Source organism: Paraburkholderia sp. GAS448 (assembly GCF_050435685.1).
Classification (GTDB): domain Bacteria; phylum Pseudomonadota; class Gammaproteobacteria; order Burkholderiales; family Burkholderiaceae; genus Paraburkholderia.
Genome location: NZ_JBNDKT010000020.1, coordinates 48,108 through 69,573 on the forward strand (window position 1 = coordinate 48,108; position 21,466 = coordinate 69,573).

Genomic DNA, 21,466 nt, shown 5'->3' on the forward strand with positions numbered 1-21,466 from the left:
TTCGCGTCTTCGTGGCATTTGCTTTTCACAGACAGGCATAGAGTGCATCGATCAATCCACGTCGACGCGGGTCGAGGTCAAATTGGTCGCTCATACGATTCATGGTGTAACCAACCGCCAGGTCAGCCACTGGATCGGCGAATGCGAACGACCCACCCCAACCGCTGTGTCCAAATGCTTCAAGATTCGGTCCATACAGCCGTCCGGGATTCAACCAGAATCCCGCGCCCCACCGCGTATAGCTACCCTTGACCAGGTCCGTACCTTCGAATCGACTGCGCGCCGCCTGTTCCACCGCTGCACGTCGTACTAGCACCTTTCCGTCTTTGCGCTGCCGCAGAAGCAGATCGTACAAACGAGCCAGCGCGCCCGCGTTGCTGTACCCGTTCGCAGACGGCAGATCGGCAGCACGCCAGGCGACATCGTTTGAAAGAGAGGCGGGGGTAAATGGATTCGTGAACGCTGCCTGCTGGGCGCGATTTTCAGGATCCAGTTTTAACCCATTCAAATCTGGCACAGGTAACATTTCAGCCACACGATCCTCGTCTTTCGGCGGCACACCGATCGAAATGTCCAGGTCAAACTCAGCAGCAAACTCCTCCGCAACGAACTGCTTGATCGACCGCCCCTCAATCCGGGAGAAAAGCGCGGTAGCAAGAATCCCGAGAGTCATGCCGTGATAGCCCGCCGTGGTCCCGGGCTCCCAAATGGGTGCCTGAGCAGCCAGCCGCTGTGCAGCCACCTCTCCAGACAAGAGATCATCTATCGTGGCGGGCGTCGTGAAACCACTCAGCCCTGCCTGATGCGCAAGCAGCATTCCGATCGTCACCTTGGACTTTCCTGCTTCAGCGAACTCCGGCCAATACTGCCGCACCTCGTCGTCGTACGACATGAGACCGCGATCAACCAGAATTGCAAAACACGCCGCCATCACACCCTTGGTTGTAGACCAGACATTCGTTATCGTGTTGCGCTCCCACGGCTGCTGGCGCGCCACGTCCCGATGCCCAGCCCACATATCGACAACCACTTCTCCTCCGACTATCAGTGCGAAGTCAGCGCCTAGTTCCCCATGTTCGCGGAAGTTCTCGACGAACACCTCCTGGACGCGGTCAAATTTCGGAGAACAAAATCCGTGTATATCAACGATAGGCGAATTCATTCGTGTCCACCTTAAGATGTAATCTGGTTTTCTGGAGGATAGCGTTTGATAGGCGCCATCCTGTTCATTCGTTCAATGCACGACCATCAATTCGCTTTTCTACTGGGAATCAAATAGTTTCCTGACGCCCCGTTGAAACCCTCGTGCGTTGCTCACGGCGGATCAAAAGCCACGATTGCGAGGCATGAACTCGAAGTGCTTACCCATGCCTCGCGGATCTGTGCCTAAGCATTTCTCTTTCCGTAACGGCCGCTCTCGGGCGGGAACACGCGCCAGTTTCCGTCCTCGTGGTGAAAGAAAGCGATGGTCAGGGGACCAGCGAGCCTCACCACCTCGACGCACACATAGCGCACACCTTTGGCTGTGCGCCCAAATCGGGCGACACGCAAGGGACTTACCCGCGTAGGTGCAAGCGCAAGCCATTTATCAACCTGCGAACGCAGGGATCTTTTGCCTGTATCCATGGTCGTAATCTCATGTCATGCATTTACGAATAGTTCAGTAGATAGTTTTTCATTCAGAAGCGACCTATCTCTGCGTCGAAAACCCCACTTTCGACTGCGGAGATTGCTCGACGGCCGCTCTCAAGTGAGTAGACATCCAATGCTTCACGGTCGAGATCGTGCTTCCTCCCGGGTCGCCAACCCGGACTACCGTGGCGCCATTCGAAGCGCCCCGTCCAAACGAATGGTTTCGCCATTCAGCATCGAATTCGCGATGATATGTTCCGCAAGCGATGCATACTCCTCGGGCCGGCCCAGTCGAGCAGGGTGCGGTACGGATTGCCCGAGCGCTTCCCGTACTTGCGGAGCAACGCGCGCCAGCATCGGCGTATCGAAGATGCCGGGAGCAATACTGCATACCCGGATTGCCCGATTCGCCAGGTCGCGTGCCGCGACGAGCGTCATTCCGACAATGCCCGCCTTGGCAGATGCATAAGGGATCTGGCCAATTTGGCCTTCGTAGGCCGCCACCGAAGCCGTCAGAACAATGACACCTCGTTCCCCGTCGATCGGATCTGCTTTTGCCATGCTGGCCGCAGCAAGACGGAGAACATTGAAACTTCCGACGAGATTGGTCGTCACAATCGCAGCGTAAGTCTCCAGTGATCCCGGCCGCCCTTCCTTATCAAGCGTCCGCAATGCTCCACCACGACCTGCGCAGTGAACCGTCGCCCGGACCGGACCAAACTCCTCGGCCGCTGTGAATGCAGCTTCCATTTGACTCTCAGAGGTGACATCGGCCGCCACGAATGCCACTGCCCCGATCTCCGACGCGACGACCGCCCCCTCCGACCCTGGTAAATCCACGATTACCACCTTTGCTCCGGCCTGAACAAGGCGCTCGGCCGTGGCACGACCGAGACCCGACGCTCCGCCTGTGACGACGGCAGTCTCCACAATCTTCATGATTTTCCCTTGCTCCAAGCTCTAAATAAGATCCAGACGGTCTAAACAGCCTTCAACTTCAGGATAGTCGCAACATACCGTGCTGTCAATGTTCGTGACTACATAGGATGTTTATTTTATCGAGTTGCAGCCCCGAAGCGAGGTACCGGAATAGGGAAGGCATCGATGCAGGGTGTTGAGTAGAAGGGGTTCCTGACTCGCCTTACACGGCCGAAGCCGAGTGAGTGAGCGGCAATGGCTTTTGGTGCATCACCGTAGAGATACCGAAGCGTCCAGAACGATTCGGTTTAGAGCTCGTAGGGTACCCGCGTAGGAACTCTCCATCGGCGGAGTCGCGACAAGCGGCGACGAAGACTAGTTGCTGGTCACACGCGTCGCAAATGCCATGGCGCCCTCTCCCCGGTACAGCATTTACCCGAAAGCACCACATGCCGCAGCAGATCGACGGTCGGTGCGCTATTACCGCAGTTCCGGTGATTAAAAGTTCCTTGTCAACAGTGTGCGAACCACGCAAAATAGCCTGACAAGAGGCGGTAAAGTTTTTTCGCTTTAACCCACGAGCGGCCCGGATCAAGCAACCCTTCGCGCGATTGTGTGGCTGCACCCTTAGGGCCGAAGATGGATTCCAGGGAGCAGAACATATGGTAGGTTTTCTGTGTTCGGAGGTCTCGGGCGTGGACATCCCCCTGTGATTTGATCGAAGTCAATTGGCATTTTCATCGATCCAGGTTCGCGTCTTCTACAGCATTTGAAAAACACTTCGACCGCGAAATGCAAGGTAATTGGCTGTACCGGTTCTTCAATAGCCTTGTGACGGGGTCGACCAACTTCATTCATCCGGTCGCGATTCTTGGTCTGGAAATGTGATGCGGTCATTAGCAGACGCGGCGCGTGCAGCGCGACATATGGCTGTCCTCGATGAAGCGACGGTGGAATTTAACCGTTCTGGAGTTGCAGGGGCCAGCCTAACGGCGATCGCCCGCCGTGTTGGGCTCGGCCGAGCTGCCCTTTATAACTATTGCATCGATCGGCAGGATCTTGTGTATCAATGTTACTCGCGAAGCATCGCGTTGCTTCGCGAGGATCTCGATCGCGCTGCGCAAGCGAATGCAAATGGTTTAGGTAAGGTCGTAACATTTCTTCGCCTGGCGCTTGATTCGAGCATTAACCAACCCCGGGCTGTCCTGACCGAACTTGCCTTTCTTTCGCAAACCCAGCAGGACTTGGTCGAGAATTTGCGGTCAGAAAACGTTGAGGCGTTGGCGCTACTGATCAGGGAGGGAATCAAGGACAAGTCCATCAGAAATTGCGACGTCGAAGTTGTATGCCAGGCCATATTGGGCATTTTGTCGTGGTCAACGTTATCTCTCTTATGGATAAGTGCCCCCGACGAGGACTTTGCGGGTCGTATGGCAAATGCCATTCCCGACCTCATAACAGATGGAATGGCGTCTGAAGGGATGGAGGTCCTGCCGTCGCGACAGCGTATCCAGGACGTGATCCAAAATCCGCATGTTTCTGATTGGGACGATCGTCGTGAGTTGCTCGCTCTGGTAGCGTCGCGGCTTTTCAATAGTCGAGGAATAGATGGCGTTTCTTTGGACGACGTCGCACTAGAACTAGGCGCCACGAAGGGCGTCGTTTACCACTACTTCCAAAGCAAGCCAGCTCTCGTTGCCTATTGTTATGAGCGTGCTTTCAATATCTATGAGCAGATCATGTCGGTGGCGGAGAACGGTTCGACGGGCCTCGAATGCACGGTAATAGCGATCGAATTGAACGTGGAAGCCCAGCTTGAAGACATTTCCCCTCTTTGGATGAGCACCGGTGCTGAAATGTTGTCCAAGCAGCTTCAAAAGGAGATTGTTCGGCGCGCGGGCGAGTTGTGGGCCAGGTCAGTGAAACTGGCCGAGCGTGGCGTCAGGGACGGGAGCTTGAGACGCCTGGACTTTGAACCCGTCAAGCAGGCATCCGCAGGTTCCTTCAACTACTTGATATCGTCGAAAGACAATGGCAAACGCTCAGTGTCAGACGTTGCGGCCGAAATCAGTCGGCTCTTGCTTCTCGGACTTCGCCCACACAAGACCAGCTTGAATAGCGAGCAGGCGTCTTACAGGACGCTCTGATTCCATTGACGTCGTCGCGTCCCTCACCTCTTCTACACGTTGACCGTATTCGAAAATGTCCTCAGGCTCGCCGCGCAGAGCGGTTATCGTCCAATCAAGACGCCGGGTCAATGACTACACCTGGCCGATAAATTCCTGGATTCGAAGAAGCCGCAACCAGTTGTTATAGACACCTATGCCAAACGGATTGTCGACTCACAAGCCGGTCGACAATCCGCCTATGTGCATTTCGGACGATTACGAAAGGGAACGGGGCGATCCAACTCCGGCTCTGCTTGAAAGGCGTTGGCTGCATTGGAAAAGCATTGCCAAGCTACCACCCGTTCCGAGAGGCTTCATAATCCTCCGTTGACAGCGATCTCGGAACCGGTCATATAGCTCGATGCGTCAGAGGCGAGGAAAAGCGCGGCATTCGCAATCTCAAGCGGCGTGCCGAGCCGTTTCATCGGAATATTGGCCTTAACCATCTCCATGAACTCCGGGGGGTTCTTGAGGAGCATCGGTGTATCAATAGCACCAGGGAATATTGCGTTAACGCGTATTTTAAGGGGTGCATAGTCGAGTGCGGCGTATTGCGACATGCCGCGAACGGCCCACTTGGAACTCCCATAAGCGAACATTCCAGGCCCTTTAGAGATCCCCGCCTGCGATGAAACATTTACAATCGATCCGCCACCGCCCTCGGCCATAGCATTGGCAACCGCCTTCATCCCAAGGAAAACGCCTAGCTGATTCACCCGGTAGACAAGATCCCATAGCTCCCGGGTCGTGTCCGTAAGAGTGGCCGGCTCATAGAGTCCTGCATTGTTGACAAGAATATCGACGCGACCGAATCGCTGCAGCGTCTCAGCAACTGTATCGGCCCAGCTTGCTTCGTCGCTTACGTCATGATGTTTGAAAAAAGCCAATTCACCTATCTCCGCCGCCAATTCGCGGCCGGCGTCATTGACATCGGTGATGACCACACGGGCCCCTTCGCTAGCGAATAGACGCGCCTCAGCTGCTCCCTGTCCGCGACTGCCGCCCGTGATAATCGCAACTTTTCCACTTAGTGTACCCATTGTCCGCTCCTATGGTTAATCTGGGTTGGCGCTCCGTGTTGAGCGATTCAAATGTTTAACGTGAGTACACCGGATCTTGACGATTGCGGGTGCCGAAGACATAGGCGGCTGGCCATCGATCCCACAAACGCTCAGTCGCCGGCTCTTTGCGTGCCCAGTCGTAAATTGTCCGCCGAATCTTTATACGCCATTCGTCTCCGCGCTTCTCGAAGAGATCGACGTATCGCCCACCCACAAACTCGTCCTCGGCGGTTTCGCCCTCCAATCTATGGTATGCAAGAAAATAGCTCTCGGCATGTGCCGTTTGTCCAGCATGTTCAATCAACACATTAGACAACGAATGCTGCGTCACCTTGATCACCGAGCCCTCTCCCGCATTGCTTTCGACGAACGCACAGAAGTCCGATGCGCTCCCGTCGAACGCACCATGGAAGTCCTGGCCATCTGGCCAGAAGACACTTCGGAGCAAGTCGATGTCGAACCTATCCAATCCGCGGCAATAGCGATGCATTACCTCAGTTATTGCCTGCTTGTCCAACAGAATCTCAAGTCGGTTATCAATCATCACAGCCTCCGTTGTCTAAACTGCTTCTTAATTCAAGCAATAGGAAACCAAACCCGCGCCGAATCTGGAGCATTCCAAATCTATACCGACCATTCGCTTCAGCCTGTCAGCGGGCAACCCGTCGAGCACCGCGCATCATCCGGCCACGGCCCCTCAGTTATGCGGCAATGCAGGCGCTGGTGTTCAGGCCGAACTCGACCAGGAGCCGGATGCGCTGCCATGGATTCGACATTTTTTTCGAATGATCGGCATCAGCAACGCCCTGCAGTAGCTACGAAACGACTACGCACTATCGGGGTGCCCCTGCGTGGATGGCGAACAAAGTGACCGGCACTTCCCAGATCTGCCGCTAGAGCGGCGCCAGTCTCGTTGATATCCGTGAGTGCAACCTTGGCACCTTGCCCACTGGCTGCCCCAGTGACGATTACGACCTTGTCACCCATGTCCGTCATGCCCTTCCCCCTGGCAGCGAGGCCACACGTTCAATCGGTGACACGCGAACTAGCAGAAAGTGTGATAGTGCGGGAATGAGAATCAACGCGCCAATCATGTTCCATATAAACATGAACGCCAGCAAAATACCCATATCGGCTTGAAACTTGATTGGCGACAAGCTCCATATGCCAACCCCTGTTGCAAGCGTGATGCCGACTAGCGCGACCACCCTGCCCGTGAACCCGACCGCATTCGCGTACGCTTCTCTCAACGGAAGGCCTGCGCGCTGCTGCGCCAACTGAACGCTTAGCAGGTAAAGTGCATAATCCACACCGATGCCGACTCCGAGGGCGATCACGGGCAAGGTTGCAACCTTTGTACCGATGTTCAGCATCACCATTAACGCCTCGCACATAATCGACGTCAACGCCAGTGGAATGATCGCGACCAGTACCGCGCGCCAATCGCGAAACGTCACCATACAAAGAACGATGACCGCACCGTAGACGAGGTACAACATGTTTCTGTTGGCTTTTTCCACGGTGATGTTCGTCGCCGCTTCGATGCCCGCCGATCCCGCTCCGAGCAGGAACTTGAGCTGGCTGTCATTGTGGGTATGACTGAAACTCTCGACCGCCTCGACCACCTTTCTCAGGGTCTCCGCCTTGTGATCCGTTAGATACGCAATCACCGTTCCGACGGACCATTCCTTGTTAATCAATTCTGGATTGCTGTCCGACACGATATTGATTGCCGGCGCAACCACTGATGGGTCACGGTTGATCGTGAGCCATTTCGGCGAGCCCTCGTAGTTGCCAGCGGTCGCGAAGCGTACCAGGTTCGATGCTGAGACGACCGTCTGCACGGATGGCAGCCCGCGAAGCACCTGCTCCAGACGGTCCTCCTCGATTAGGGTCCGATATGTTCCGACACCGCCAGGAGGAGTCTTGACGATAACAACGAACTGATCGCTCGACAGCCCATAGTGCTTCGTGAAGAAAGCGTCGTCGTGGTTATAACGTGAATCCGCGCGTAGCTCCGGCGCCCCGGCATCCACGTCACCAACTCTGAGGTGCTGGCTGATCGCGTACGCGCCCGCGCCCAGGCATGCTGCGACCAACAACGCACACGTGGCGTATCGCCTTTGCGTAAAGCAGGTCAATTTCTCGATCCAGGGTGATCCGCTCGACTCTTCCGACCGCTGCATCAGGCGCCGCACCGCAACGGGGCTCACGCCTGTGAACGACAGCAACACCGGCAGCAGTACGAGATTGGTGACGACGAGCACCGCAACACCCACGCTCGCGGTGATCGCCAGATTCCGTATGACAGGGATATCAATGACGGCGAGTACCGCGAAACTTACCGCATCGGCAACCAGGGCGGTAAGCCCGGCGAGGAATAGGCGCCGAAACGTATATCGGGCGGCAACATATTTGTGCGTACCCGCCCCTATGTCGAGCATGATGCCGTTCATCTTCTGCGCACCATGCGATACACCAATTGCAAATACCAGGAACGGCACAAGTATCGAATAGGGATCGAGATCGAAGCCGAACAGACGAGTTAGCCCCAGTTGCCAGAGCACGGCCATCAGCGAACACGAAAGTATAAGCACCGTGCTTCGCATGCATCGTGTATAGAACAGGATGATTACGCCCGCTATGACTAGCGAAGCTGCAAAATAGGTCATCACCTGCGTGAGACCATCGATCATGTCCCCCACAAGCTTCGCGAAACCAACGACGTGAATATGGACTGAGTCGGTTTGATTGACGCGGATCTTATCCTCAAGGTAATGCGATATTCTCGCGTAGTCGAGAGGCTTGCCGGTCTGCGGATCAGTGTCCAATAGTGGCACGAATACCGTGCTCGATCGCTGGTCGTTGGCAACCAGGCTTCCGATCAACCCCGCACGCGCGACATTGAATTGCAGCCTGCGGCTCATTTCTTTCGAACCATTGAAATCGCCCGGCATCACGGGGCCGCCTGTGAAACCCTCCTCCGTGAAATCTGTCCACCGTACCGATGGCGTCCACAGCGATTTCATGAAAGCACGATCGACACCCGGCATGAGATAGGCCGCGTCATTGACACGTTGCAGCACCTGAAGATAGTGCGGGTCGTAGATATCGCCCCTGGTGTTTTCGACGTCAATGCGAATTGCATTACCAAGGCTCGCCAACGAGGTCCGGTTCTCGAGGTAATTCTTGATGTATGGCTGTGACTGAGGCAGCATGTTCTCAAAGCTCGCATTGACTCTGATCCTGATTGCCTCGTAGCCCAGAAACAAGGTCAACAGCACACAGAGGATAACGACCAAACGGCGATTATTAAAAATCAATCGCTCCAGCAAGATGCCGGATCGGCTATCAAATCTGTCTGGATCACTAATTACGGACATCGAACCCGGTCTGAAAACTGCGGCCATCACACCTTACCTCCGGTCAAATTCTGCACTGGGCGAAATTTCTTACGCTCGATACCCTGATAGCCCGCGAATACAAACCAGTCGCCACTGCCGGCCACGACATCGGCAAACAGCATTGGCTTGTCTACGTGCAGCGGGCCAAAGGTCCGGGCGTCGTCTGTGCTATAGATCACCTGACCGCTCTCCCCTGTGAGCACGACGACTTTGTCATCGACAGACAGAGCGGCGGACGTCAGATTGGTTCGCACGCCCGTATTCACCGCCTCCCATTTTTGACCGCCGTCAACGCTGCGAAATGCCGTCCCATTCAGCCCAATTGCCAACAAAAAGCGCTCGTTACCCACAATATGGAAGAAACTTCCTTTGTACCCCGGGGATATAGCGATGAAGCGTTGTTGTTCGCGGTCGAGGCGGTAAACGGTCCCCTGCTCGCCGGCAATATAAATATCGTGACCGATCTTGCGGATATCGCTCAGGTGCAGAAAATTTGCGTTATCGATATGGTCAAGCCAGGGCTGCCATGTTTTTCCACCATCCACTGTCCTTACCAACATGCCGAAGGAACCAACCGCATAGCCGATCTGGTCGCTTTCGAAATAGACACTGAGGAATGGCCAGGTCGGCCCACTTTTCGTGTTCAGCTCGACCTCGTCCAGGTATGGCTGTAGTCCCTTCTCACCATTGGCAATGCGTGTCTTATAGGAACTTACGAGGGTGTCTTGAGCGACTTCGCCGTCGAACTGCTTTTTCCAGGTCTGGCCGCCGTCGTCCGTATGAAGAATCACCCCTTCGTGGCCGACGGCCCACCCCTGTTTTGGCGATACGAACGACAGTGATACGAGGTCTGACTGAACCGGAACAAGGCCCTGCCTCCAGTGCGTTCCGCCGTCATCCGAGAACAGAATGACGCCATGCAGTCCTGCAGCTATGATCCGTTCACGCGAACCTTCATTGACCTTTGCCAACGCGAGGATCGGCTGTGCGGAAAGATTCACCGTAACGGAAGCCCGGACATCGGCTGGCGTCACGAGTGGATCTTTGAATACGGTGCTCGAGGTGCTGCCCGCAGCATGTCCCTCGATTGCCATGCAAAGGAACGTCATGGTTACAGACACGCAGGCGAACAGGAATCGCATTTTGAAAAGCTCGGAAAGATCCATCGTCTCGGTAGCCCTACGTTTGCAAACGTCCGACGCAATCGTCGAACATCCGCGACATCCCCTACCCGGCATCACTGGTACCGGCACGGCATATCGAGTTCGGCAATCGCAAGCCATTTTCGATATTCCCGCACCGGTGCCACCAGCGCCAGTTCGCTGCACCGGTTCGGCTAACGCAAGCCACTCGATGTCAACGCCGCGGGTGTGAATTTATTGATGTCGTCCAGATGCTCAGAACCCTTGATGAAATCGTTAGGTCGTGCGTGCCCTTCGATGTATGTAGAACCCTTGCTGAGATCGTAAAAAATCATGCCTTGGCCAAAGGATTGTTCATCCCAAAGCGGTAGGAGCGGATAGAAGCCGACCTTGAACAGCGCCCCGCCCTGATCGTAGGCATCGGTTGCGACGCAAGCCCAGGTATCTTCATCGATGTACAGTGTCCTTCGAGGCTGCACATGTCGTTTGCCCGCCTTGAGTGTCGCTTCCACCACCCAGACGCGATGAAGTTCCCACCTCGATACGTCCGGATTGATCACGCTCTTCGCAAGCATTTTGTCGACCGGTGCGAAGATCATGCGATTTGAGTTATACATGACATAAATCTCTTTCTTGCCGACAAGCTTGAAGTCGTACCGGTCCAGTGCACCGGCGAATCCGAATAGCTCGTCATAGTTGATCGCTCCACCGTCCGGTGCGATCGGCGTGTCATAGGTATAATCGGGAGCCACCCGTGTGCGCCTTTGGCCGGGGAAATACACCCAGGTAACCGTCCCTGTCTTGTCATAGTCCACGGGAACCCGCTGAAGGATTTTCTGGCCGACTTGTGAAGGTGGCCCGATCCAGGTCCCGACCTGCAATCTGTACGCTCCGTCGTCCAGTGCGTCCTTTTTCGGATCCTGGTAAGGTTGGGCGAACTCGGCGTCTAATTGGCCGACATCTGTCAGATGCCCGTCGGCATCGATATACCACGTCGACTGTCGGATAGCGGTGTCGACCCCCCAGAGATCCGTGGTTGCCATATTCCACATGACCTCCGCCCCTGACACCGGAATCGGGAACGGCACGCACGAATACGCACCACTGAATCCATTCCCCGTGGTACTGAGCTTCGCCTCGACCGCGTTAGTCTTGCAATGAGAAAGCCAGTTACTACTATGCGCAACGCTCCGGTGCGTCGGATAAACGTCAACTCGAAACTGCGGATATTTCTTGAGCATCGCGATCGCGCCGGCCGATAGACGACCCTCATATTTTTCGTAGTTGCTCGCAGTAATCGAGAACAATGGTTTCTCGCCATCATAGGGACCGACGTCATATCGCCCGCTTCCTTTGACCCATCCCTCAGAGGCGGTAGTGGTCGGCAAGCCTCCGGTATACGCGGGGATGGTCTTGTCGGCGTTGCCTGCTGGATCCGCGCCCCACAGAGTTAACGATTTGCCGAGCTGGTCCGCCTGCTGCTGGGACACACCGGCCAATGCACTGCCGACGGCAAGTGCGAGTCCCGTTCCGAAAATAAGCTTTTGCAAGAGTCGCATCTTCTGTCTCCGATTAGAATTGGGCAGACAACGTGAGAGAAATCCATCCCTTGTCGTTATAGAAAAACGGTCCATTTCCGCCGGCGTAGAACGCTGGTCCGCCCGGACCGAACGCCGTCATGCCTCCGCTTGTGTGAGCGTGGTAGCCGTTATACTGCAACGTCACGTTGTATTTCTGCTGAATCAGCGCGTGCAGACCTACCGTGTAAATCAGTTCGCCCTGAAATGTGCCGTTCAGGCTTGGGGTGTTGCCGAAAATTCCATATTCAGCGAATATCGGCATGTCGAGGTCAACGCCTGGAACGACCTGTAGCCACTGGGGGTCGAAGGAAATCGCGGCAGCAACCGAATTGTTCGTCGAGCACCCGCTCCATTTATTGCCCGTTGGGCATGCGGCAGCGTTTCCAACCCCATTGTAGAGAGCGCTGTTGCTTGTGGTTCGTAGTCTCTGGGTGAACGCGACCTCGGCGATGGCGGTGCCGGTGTCCCAAAGGCGCGATCGACTCAGGCCGGCAAGGACATTGGCGACGATGTTCAGCGTGTCACCACGTGCGCCAGCTTGCCCGCTCGGGTCACTGGGTAACGGGCCCAGACCACTGTTCAGCGCGGTGTTATGCCGATACGTCACATCGAGGCCGGCGCTGTAATCGCCTATCGGCAAATCGAGACTGTATCCGTATAGCTTGACGTTAGGCGCATACGCCAGGTGATAATTCGTCGCGCCCGTTGCGGGATTGGCACCCGCCAGTACCCACGGCGATGTTTCCGTGAGGTTACGATAATAAAATCCCATTGTTCCACCCGGAAGCCAAGTGGGCGACCACGAGAATTTAAAGCCATAGTCGTTGTGAAAACCGTTGTTTGGCTTAACGTCCCCGGCTCGCGGAATGCTTCCCAAAAGCTGATTAGGGCCGTTGAACAGGAAGCCCGCAGTGCCGAGATACGTTCCACCTTCAGGAAAGCGGCTCGCGGCATATTCAAAAAAGTACTCCGCTGCAACCGCTGTTGTCTGAGTCAGTTGTGTCTCGAACAAAACCTGGCCGCGTGGAATCGCGAGCTGTTTCGCCTGGGTCCCGGGGGTTGCCGCCCCCTGGATGCCGTCCGAAGCGTTCTGCCCATAGCTGACACCCTGCGTACCAAAGAACAAAGTGTTACCCCAATACTGCGTCAGGCGTCCAACCTTTAGAGACGCAGGTTGACCGTTTAACTTGAAATTCCAGAACGCGAAGGCATCGAGGAGCTCTCCACCCAGTTGATAGTACCGCGTGGTGTAACTACTGAATTGGTTGCCGGAGTACGATCCCAACGCTGAATATGGCACTCCGAAAGCCGCATCACCAGGGTGATTTGACACCCCGCCACCGTAAGCGAAGTCCTTCCAGAAAGAGGCGCTTAGCCTGAACCCGTACTGATTCTCGTGGTTGGCGTCAAATTCCATCAAATCCGACACGCGATTGGTGACCACGTTGCCAGCGTGTGGGAATTTGTAGTCGGACTCGCTATACAGCGGGTTATTGCCAATGCCAGGATTGATCCCTTGCGCGCGAACGCCGAGGTTGTAAGCGATCGTGTTGTCCCAATTGATCTGCCAGTCTGGCACGCTCGTGATCGGAAATGCGTACGCGGATGCAGTGTAGGTAAGCAGCACGCATGCCGCAGTGCCCCCAAGCGTCCGGTTTGCCGACTTCAAACGGCATTTAACGTGATGCATGACTCCTCCAGGCTACCAAGCCTTATTTCTGATCCAGTCTTCACGAGCCAGTATTCCATCCAGGCACAGCCATACCGAGACGGCGATGGTCTATCAATTCGGGTTGGTGGCCGCAGGATGTTCCAACACCCCGGCTCACCCGTTTGTTTTGTAAGTAGCTCGTTTAATCGATTCCTCAGATGCGTTATTGAACGACCGAACAACGACGCCCTGCGAATCCTCAGCGAATCACCCGATTGGGCGCGGTGTAGCCATGACCACCTTGCAATCGCAGACATGCTTCGACGACTTCGGAGCCTCCAAAAGGAGCATTGGTACGGGCCACGGATTCAAGGTACTACACTGCCATAATCAATGACATTCGGGTATGCCCGCACCTGTCGCCAGTTTTCATTTCCGGCAAACGCCTCGGATAATTGCAGGGATATGTTTGATACCCCCATTCGGTCTGTCACGCACATCGAACATACATACTATCTTGTGATTTTTTTCGTCTCTTTAGTATGTTGTTCACACCGACTACCAGGAAAAGATGAGGCTATGGCAACTTCCGGGCCGCCGAAAGGGCGTCAAGGTTTTTGAGTTTGCGGGTATCTATTCGCGTGCCCGATGCCGGCGATATGGGAACGGATGTGCTTCGCATGGAGCGCATCGGCGCGCTCCCGGCCTCGACATCGCATATCGACAGTACATTCTTACATGCCATAGCATTGATCAATGGGTACGCCCTCCTCACGCCGATCGGAGTGTCCATGCTCTCTCCACATCCTTACTTGGTGATATGATTGACAAATGGGTATACTCGGATCGACACTTAACCGATGACTGACAGGAGGGGAATGCTATGGCTCATTTTCTCGTCGAAATCCAGTTCGTGGCCGCTGCGGAGCAACAAGATCTTCTTGAGCAACGCGCCTTTCTGGAACGGATTGCGAACGATCGCTCGCTCCTTTTGGCGGCGGTCCTTCCACAGTCGCCAGGCAAGGGTTTGGCGATCATCCGGGCACCTTCGGTCGAGGCAGCGAAGGCGATCTATAACGATGCGCCTCTTTTCAAGAAGGGAATCATCGGCTGGACCATGACCGAAATTACGCCCACTTATGGAATAGCTGCCAATCTTGCGTGAGGCAGGCGACGAGTGTTCAATCTGAGCGATCCTGTCGGCCCTGTGCACGCCATCCCGATTGGATCGCGGCTGCGCTGGTACTCACGATGCTCATCGCCGGTAGCGCTTCAGGTTGAACTTGCCGGGCGCCGAGCACAACTTTATGTTTGCAATGCGCTCGGCGCTGGGCTTGAGCCCACTGCTCGAATGTAGCAAAAGTCGACGCCGAGTCGCGCCCAGGTATTTCGGCTGAACAAGTGCGCTCTGAGGAACGAGTCGAGTGCGCGTGGCGCGTCCGCGCGCGCAATGCTTGTGACTGGCGTCATTCTCCAATAGTGAACGCCACCAGGCACCTTACCTCTGTTCGAATCCCTTCGGGATCGCGGAAGTGAATTGAGTTCAGCCAAAGCCCAGATCCGTGACAGATCAAGAATGAACGCATCATTGTGATTTCAGTTCACGCGCCGCTCGCGCCCCACCCAGTACGGTTCGCGCAGCTCGCGGCGCAGAATCTTGCCCGCCGCATTGCGGGGAAGGGCATCGACGAAATCGACGCTCTTGGGCGCCTTGAAGTGGGCCATGCGTGATCTGGCGAATGCAATTATTGCGCTTGCATCAACTGCGGCGCCGGGATGTAGCACGACGATCGCCTTGACGGCCTCCCCCCATTTCTCGTCTGGAACGCCGATCACCGCGACGTCGGCCACTGCTGGATGATCGTGAATAACATTCTCCACTTCGGCTGGATAAATGTTCTCGGCCCCAGAGATGATCATGTCCTTTATGCGATCGCTGATGTAGAGGTAGCCGTCCTCGTCCAGATACCCTGCATCCCCTGTGCGCAACCAGCCGTCGGCATCGAGCGTGCGAGACGTGGCTTCCGGCAGCCCCCAGTAGCCGACCATGTTGGCCTGGGAGCGCGTAACGATCTCCCCGACGGTGTGGGGAGGCAGGTCGTTGCCTTGTTCGTCGACGACCTTGAGCTCTACACCGGGCATCGGAATGCCGGCCGCGCGCATGCGCTGGTTGCCCGCAGGATCGTGATCTTCCGGCGGAAGGTAAACGATTGTTCCTGATGTCTCCGTCATCCCGTAGGTCTGGCAAAAACCGCAGCCAAAGACGTCCAGGCATTGCCGAAGCAAATCGAGCGGCATCGGCGAAGACCCATAGATGATATAGCGCAGCCGACTGAAGTCCACCTGGCGCGCACGCGGCTGGTTCGCCACGATCCGGAGCGCCGCCGGAACCATGAAGATCTTGGAGATTCCGTCCCGTTCGATGAAATCTAGCACCTTCAGCGCGTCGAATTCCCTGGCGACTACCGTCCTGGCGCCGAAGAAGAGGCCGACGACACCCCAGACACTGCCACCGACATGGGATATCGGCATCGCGTCGAGGCTGACATCGTCCGGGCTCCATCTGTTCCAGTTCATACCGGCTGCGGCGGCCTGGCGGCGCACGCCGAGGATGCCTCGATGTGCCAGCATTGAACCCTTCGGGCGCCCCGTCGTGCCTGACGTGTAGAGTTGCAGTACAACGTCCTCTTCGTCCGGGCGGAACTCCACGTCCCGGGGATTTCCCTCGCTTCGCCAGTTCTCGTAAAGTTCGGACCAGGCACCGCCGGGCTCGAGAGCGATCGCGTCCACGGGTTGTTTGAGCAGGCGCACGGCCTGCTGCACCTGCGGCTCGACTTCCGGCCCCGCGAAGATCAGCGCGGCCCCGCTGTCTTCCAGCATGAACGCCATCTCGGCCGGTGCGAGCCGCCAGCTGATGGGAGTCAGGACGACGCCTATCTTCGCGGCACCGAACAGAATCTCGAAGAAATAGTCGCTGTTCTTGCCGATATAGGCGATGCGTTGCCCTTTCGAAATGCCCTGGGCGAGTAGCCTGTTCGCCACCTGGTTCGAATGGCGTTCGAACGTTCCATAGTCGGTTTCACGCCCTTCGAAGCTGAGCGCCACGGCCAGAGGACGATGTTGCGCATGATATCGGGCGATATCGCCAAGCGTTCGCATGGCGTCGAAGTCGACGGCTTCACCCATCATGGCTTCGGCCCGAAAGCAAAGAGCACACGCCAGTCCACGACCTGCTTTCCGAAGCTAAGCGCTGGCCAGGCACCCTTCATGGCCTTACGACAAGGGCTTGTCATCATGCTGTTTCTCTCCTCCGCATCCGTCCAACCCGCCATGACGATATCATACCTCATAGACATTTATGCTGACAACAAGGTATCTTATCGAACAGACTATCAGACCGCTGCCCGGAAGGGCTAACAGGAGGATGAAAATGACAGTCAGTGGTCCAATCTCTGGTGTAAAAGTGCTCGAATTTTCCGGTATCGGCCCAGGGCCATTCGCGGCGATGATGCTCTCCGATATGGGGGCGGACGTCATTCGCATCGAACGTCCGGGTGCAATGGACCCAACGCCCGATCGGATCGACCTGCGCGGCCGTCGCACGATCACTCTCGACCTGAAGGATGCAGCCGCTGTTGCGCTCTGCCTGGAGCTCTGTGCGTCCGCCGAAATCGTCATCGAAGGGGGCCGTCCGGGGGTGATGGAGAGGCTGGGACTTGGGCCCGAGGTTGTGCTCGCAAGCAATCCGAAGCTGGTCTACGGGCGGATGACGGGCTGGGGCCAGTTCGGCCCTCTGAACCAGGCAGCCGGACACGATATCAACTACATCGCCTTGACCGGCGCGCTCCATTCGATCGGCACGACGGACAAGCCGGTCGCGCCGCTGAACCTGATTGGCGACTTTGGCGGCGGCGCAATGTTCCTGATCGCGGGTCTGCTAGCCGGCCTCATCCATGCACGCGCCACCGGGCAGGGCCAGGTCGTCGACGCTGCGATGACGGATGGCACCGCCTATCTGTTGACGCTGTGTTACAGCATGCTGGCAGGGAAGCGATGGACCGATCAGCGCGCCATCAACACGCTAGATGGCGGCGCCCCCTTCTACGACACCTATCAGTGCGCCGACGGACACTGGATCTCCGTGGGCTCCATAGAGCCCCAGTTCTACGCGCTGCTGCTCGAGAAGTCAGGCGCAACCGGGCTTTTGACCCAGCCGCAGATGGAACGTGCCGCCTGGCAGGAGATGAAGGAGGCCCTCGCCGGCATCTTCCGGACGAAAACCCGGGATGAATGGTGCGCGATCATGGAGGGCACCGATGTCTGCTTCGCGCCTGTCCTGTCACTGCTCGAGGCGCCACGTCATCCTCACAATATCGCGCGCCAAACCTTCGTAGAACTGGACGGTGTGACCACACCAGCGCCGGCACCCCGCTTTTCGGCAACGCCGTCCACCATCCAGTTCGGCCCCCGTACCGGCCGCTACGGGGCAACGGAGACGTTGCAGGACTGGGGAATTTCAACGCGCCGGATCGAGGAGCTCGTTTCCGGGGGGATTCTTCCATGACCGGATTCGACCCGACGCCGCTCGAGTTGTTGCATTGACAGCATCGACCACCCGATCTGCGGGTGGCGCTTTTGGGGCTCGCCCACCACATTGAGACAGTGCGCGAGCGGGTGGAGAGCCGACTCGGCAGTTCAGTGATCTGTGATCCGGACGCTTCCAGGACCGCGTTGCAGTCCGCGCCGACGCTACGCCGCAAGACGTGTCGCAGCGGCGGCGATATGCTCGCGCGCCTCGGTGACCATGCGCTCCAGCAGTTCCGCGCAGGTCGGCACGTCGTCGACGAGACCAACGGACTGGCCCGCCGTGATCACGCCGCCATCCACCTGGCCCGCTTCGAGCGCTGCGCGTCCGCGCGCGCCAGCGACCAGCGGCCGGATCTCTTCGAACGTCGTGCCGCCCGGGCGCCGCTCCATGCTGACGACCTCTTCCGAGATCGCGTTGCGCAGCACGCGTGCAGTGTTCTGCATCGAGCGGAAGATGAGACGCGTATCGCGCTCGCTCGCGCCCACCAGCGCCGCCTTGATCGCGTCGTGAATCGGCGCCTCGCGAGTCGCGCAAAAGCGCGTACCCATGTTGACACCCTCCGCGCCTAGCGCGAGTGCCGCCGCGAGGCCGCGTCCGTCCGCGATGCCGCCGGATGCGATCACCGGCACGCGCAGCTTGCGCACGGCGGCTGGAATCAGTACGAGGCCGGAGATGTCGTCCTCGCCCGGGTGGCCTGCACATTCGAAGCCATCGATCGACACCGCATCGACGCCGTTGCGCTCCGCCGACAGGGCATGCCGGACCGCGACGCACTTGTGGATCACAGTCGCGCCCGCGGCCTTCGCACGCTCGATGAACCGGCGCGGGTTGTTACCCGCGGTTTCGAGCACGCGCACGCCTGAGTCGAGAATCACGTCGAGATAGCGTTCGTAGGGCGGCGGATTGATCGACGGCAGCATCGTCAGATTCACGCCGAAGGGACGGTCCGTGAACTCACGGCAGCGCTCGATTTCCTGCGCTAGCGCTTCGGGCGTCGGCTGCGTGAGCGCCGTCACGATGCCGAGACCGCCCGCGTTCGACACAGCCGCGGCAAGTTCCGCCCGGCCCACCCACATCATGCCGCCCTGGATGATCGGGTAGCGGATGCCCAGCAATTCGGTAATGCGCGTTTTCATGTTGTCGTCACCCGTCACTGCGTGACGGCACACGCGTGCCGCACGGGTTTTCACAGGCTGCTTCCTGATCGAATGAGATTCGTGGGCTCCTGGAGAGTCTTGAATCCCCGTCCCTCGGCCACCAGCCTTTCGAGCAACGGCGCCGGTTTGAAGTCGTCGCCGTGCACCTTCTGCAGTTCACGCAAGCGACCCAGGATCTTTTCGAGCCCCACCAGTTCCGCCCAGTACATCGGGCCACCGCGATACACTGGCCAGCCGTATCCCTTCACCCAGACGACATCAATGTCGGATGCTCGCAACGCGATCCCTTCCTCAAGGATCTTTGCGCCTTCGTTGACCATCGGATACAGGCAGCGTTCGAGGATCTCCTCGTCGCCGATCTCGCGCTGGGTGATTCCGCGCTGGGCGGCAAAGTCACGAACGACCCGCTCGACGAGCTCCGAGTTCGATCGGTTGCGATTGCCGTCATAGTCGTAATAGCCGGCGCCGGTTTTCTGTCCGCGCCGCCCCATGTGGACGAGGACCTCCCGCACTGAGTTCGGTGTCTTGTTGTCCGGGTCGAGTCCGAGGTCGATGCCCGCGAGGTCGTTCATGGCGAACGGCCCCATCGGCATCCCGAAGTCGTAGATCACGCGATCGATATCCCAAAGCTTCGCGCCCTCCAGCAGCAACTTCTGCACCTCGCGCTGTCGCTGGGCCAGTATCCGGTTGCCGACGAAACCGTGGCAATTGCCAACCAGCACTGGAACCTTGCCAATCTTCTTGCCCAGCATCATCGCGCTCGCGATTACATCCTTTGCGGTGGCGCTGCCCCGGACCACCTCCAGCAATGTCATGACGTTCGCCGGTGAGAAAAAGTGCAGGCCGATCACGTCCTGCGGACGAGACGTCGCGTCCGCGATTGCATCCAGGTCAAGATAGGAGGTGTTGGAGGCCAGGATGGCGCCCGGCTTGACGATACCGTCGAGCTTTTCAAAAACCTCCTTTTTGATGTCCATCCGCTCGAAGACGGCCTCTATGACCAGGTCGCAGTCGGCCAGATCGCCGAACTGCAGGGACGGGGTCAGTAAGCCCATCCGGGCGTCGACATCCGACGGCTTCAGCTTACCCTTGCTCAGGGTGTTTTCGTAGTTGCGCCGGATTGTCTCGATGCCGCGATCGAGGGCAGCCTGTTCAGCCTCGACAATCGTCACGGGCACGCCGGCATTCAGGAAATTCATCGCAATACCGCCGCCCATGGTGCCCGCACCCACGATGCCTACCTTCCTGAGCGGACGCGTTGGAGTGTCCTCCAGCACGTCGGGAATCCTGGATGCCTGGCGCACGGCGAAAAACACATGCCTTTGCGCGCCGGATTGCGTGCCCGTCACGAGCTTGCGGAACAGGCCGCGCTCGATCTCCATCGCCACCTCGAACGATTCGTTGACGGCCGCCTCGATGGCCTGGATATTGGCTTGCGGCGCGTCAAAACCTCGAAAGCGCCTGGCGTTGGCCTTTCGAAACTCGGCGAAGATTTCAGGGTGGCTCCTGGCTGCGTCGAGCTTCTCGTTGTTGTCGCGAATGCGACGCAGCGGTTTACCTTCCGACACTACCGAGCGCGCAAACGCGATCGCACCTTCGCGCAGGTCGCCATCGACGAGAAGATCGAAGAGGCCCATGCGCTGCGCCTCCTGTGCCGGCACATGGCGGCCGCTTGTCACCAGATCGAGCGCCGTTTCAACGCCAACAATCCGCGGCAGCCGCTGCGTGCCGCCCGCCCCCGGCACCAGCCCGATGTTCACTTCTGGAAGTCCGGCTTTGGCGCTTTTCGTCGCCACCCGGTAGTGCGCCGCCAGGGCGATCTCGAGCCCGCCGCCCAGGGCCGTGCCGTGGATTGCCACGATCACCGGCTTCGCTGCACCTTCCAGCAGGTCCTGGATTTCGCGAATCGTGGGGCCAGTGCTGGGCTTACCAAACTCACTAATATCCGCACCCGCGATGAAGGTCCTCCCCTCGCAGATGAGCGCAATCGCTCGCACCGACGTATCAGCATTCGCCCTGGTAAACGCCTTATACAGCCCCTCGCGCACCATGGCCGACAGTGCGTTCACCGGCGGCGAGTTCACTGTAACGATCGCAATGTCGCGTTCCGGGCTTAGATCGACAACTTCGTTGATGGCAGCCATTGGTATTCCTCAAATAAATCC

The 21,466-nt window shown here is 57.5% G+C and carries 15 protein-coding genes; 4 read left to right on the forward strand and 11 right to left on the reverse strand.

Annotated features, from left to right (window positions below; all coding sequences use genetic code 11):
* Nucleotides 1–25: 25 nt before the first annotated feature.
* Together P3T23_RS29630 and P3T23_RS29635 are read right to left on the reverse strand one after the other, a co-directional pair.
* Entirely contained in the window at nt 26–1,162 is a 1,137-nt protein-coding gene (locus P3T23_RS29630) for a serine hydrolase domain-containing protein (RefSeq protein ID WP_429319648.1), read from the reverse strand.
* A 650-nt stretch (nt 1,163–1,812) separates the two neighbouring features.
* Nucleotides 1,813–2,571, reverse strand: a complete 759-nt coding sequence (locus tag P3T23_RS29635; RefSeq protein ID WP_429319649.1) for an SDR family NAD(P)-dependent oxidoreductase — start codon at nt 2,569–2,571, stop codon at nt 1,813–1,815.
* A gap of 905 nt (nt 2,572–3,476) precedes the next feature.
* Here P3T23_RS29635 and P3T23_RS29640 point away from each other — a divergent pair.
* A complete protein-coding gene (locus P3T23_RS29640) occupies nt 3,477–4,697 on the forward strand; it encodes a TetR/AcrR family transcriptional regulator (protein WP_429319650.1) in 1,221 nt (406 codons plus the stop codon).
* 335 nt (nt 4,698–5,032) lie between these two features.
* Here the strand turns inward: P3T23_RS29640 and P3T23_RS29645 are convergent, their stop codons facing one another.
* The 6 genes from P3T23_RS29645 to P3T23_RS29670 all read right to left on the reverse strand — a co-directional run bounded on the left by P3T23_RS29645 (nt 5,033) and on the right by P3T23_RS29670 (nt 13,595).
* The gene (locus P3T23_RS29645) at nt 5,033–5,758 is read right to left on the reverse strand and encodes an SDR family NAD(P)-dependent oxidoreductase (RefSeq protein WP_429319651.1); all 726 of its coding nucleotides are present in this window, start codon (nt 5,756–5,758) and stop codon (nt 5,033–5,035) included.
* A gap of 55 nt (nt 5,759–5,813) precedes the next feature.
* Nucleotides 5,814–6,323 carry a nuclear transport factor 2 family protein gene (locus P3T23_RS29650; RefSeq protein ID WP_429319652.1) on the reverse strand — a complete coding sequence of 170 codons (510 nt, stop codon included), beginning with the start codon at nt 6,321–6,323 and terminating at the stop codon, nt 5,814–5,816.
* 448 nt (nt 6,324–6,771) lie between these two features.
* Nucleotides 6,772–9,189 carry an efflux RND transporter permease subunit gene (locus P3T23_RS29655; protein ID WP_429319653.1) on the reverse strand — a complete coding sequence of 806 codons (2,418 nt, stop codon included), beginning with the start codon at nt 9,187–9,189 and terminating at the stop codon, nt 6,772–6,774.
* Entirely contained in the window at nt 9,189–10,349 is a 1,161-nt protein-coding gene (locus P3T23_RS29660) for a WD40/YVTN/BNR-like repeat-containing protein (protein WP_429319654.1), read from the reverse strand. Before P3T23_RS29660 ends, P3T23_RS29655 begins: the two co-directional genes overlap by 1 nt.
* A gap of 170 nt (nt 10,350–10,519) precedes the next feature.
* On the reverse strand, nt 10,520–11,884 hold the full coding sequence (locus P3T23_RS29665) for a DUF1329 domain-containing protein (protein ID WP_429319655.1): 1,365 nt from the start codon (nt 11,882–11,884) through the stop codon (nt 10,520–10,522).
* A 13-nt stretch (nt 11,885–11,897) separates the two neighbouring features.
* Nucleotides 11,898–13,595 (reverse strand): DUF1302 domain-containing protein, encoded by a 1,698-nt coding sequence (locus P3T23_RS29670; protein ID WP_429319656.1) that lies wholly within the window; start codon nt 13,593–13,595, stop codon nt 11,898–11,900.
* Between the two features lie 844 nt (nt 13,596–14,439).
* On the opposite strand from P3T23_RS29670, the gene P3T23_RS29675 reads away from it, so the two are divergent.
* Nucleotides 14,440–14,721 (forward strand): hypothetical protein, encoded by a 282-nt coding sequence (locus P3T23_RS29675; RefSeq protein WP_429319657.1) that lies wholly within the window; start codon nt 14,440–14,442, stop codon nt 14,719–14,721.
* A gap of 431 nt (nt 14,722–15,152) precedes the next feature.
* Here the strand turns inward: P3T23_RS29675 and P3T23_RS29680 are convergent, their stop codons facing one another.
* Nucleotides 15,153–16,715, reverse strand: a complete 1,563-nt coding sequence (locus P3T23_RS29680) for a fatty acid--CoA ligase (RefSeq protein ID WP_429319738.1) — start codon at nt 16,713–16,715, stop codon at nt 15,153–15,155.
* On the opposite strand from P3T23_RS29680, the gene P3T23_RS29685 reads away from it, so the two are divergent.
* Together P3T23_RS29685 and P3T23_RS29690 are read left to right on the forward strand one after the other, a co-directional pair.
* Entirely contained in the window at nt 16,608–16,973 is a 366-nt protein-coding gene (locus tag P3T23_RS29685; protein WP_429319741.1) for a hypothetical protein, read from the forward strand. The genes P3T23_RS29680 and P3T23_RS29685 overlap by 108 nt on opposite strands.
* A gap of 13 nt (nt 16,974–16,986) precedes the next feature.
* A complete protein-coding gene (locus P3T23_RS29690) occupies nt 16,987–18,120 on the forward strand; it encodes a CaiB/BaiF CoA transferase family protein (protein WP_429319658.1) in 1,134 nt (377 codons plus the stop codon).
* Between the two features lie 185 nt (nt 18,121–18,305).
* On the opposite strand, the gene P3T23_RS29695 is transcribed toward P3T23_RS29690, so the two are convergent.
* Together P3T23_RS29695 and P3T23_RS29700 are read right to left on the reverse strand one after the other, a co-directional pair.
* Entirely contained in the window at nt 18,306–19,280 is a 975-nt protein-coding gene (locus tag P3T23_RS29695) for an NAD(P)H-dependent flavin oxidoreductase (protein ID WP_429319739.1), read from the reverse strand.
* 50 nt (nt 19,281–19,330) lie between these two features.
* On the reverse strand, nt 19,331–21,445 hold the full coding sequence (locus P3T23_RS29700; RefSeq protein WP_429319659.1) for a 3-hydroxyacyl-CoA dehydrogenase NAD-binding domain-containing protein: 2,115 nt from the start codon (nt 21,443–21,445) through the stop codon (nt 19,331–19,333).
* Nucleotides 21,446–21,466: the final 21 nt, after the last annotated feature.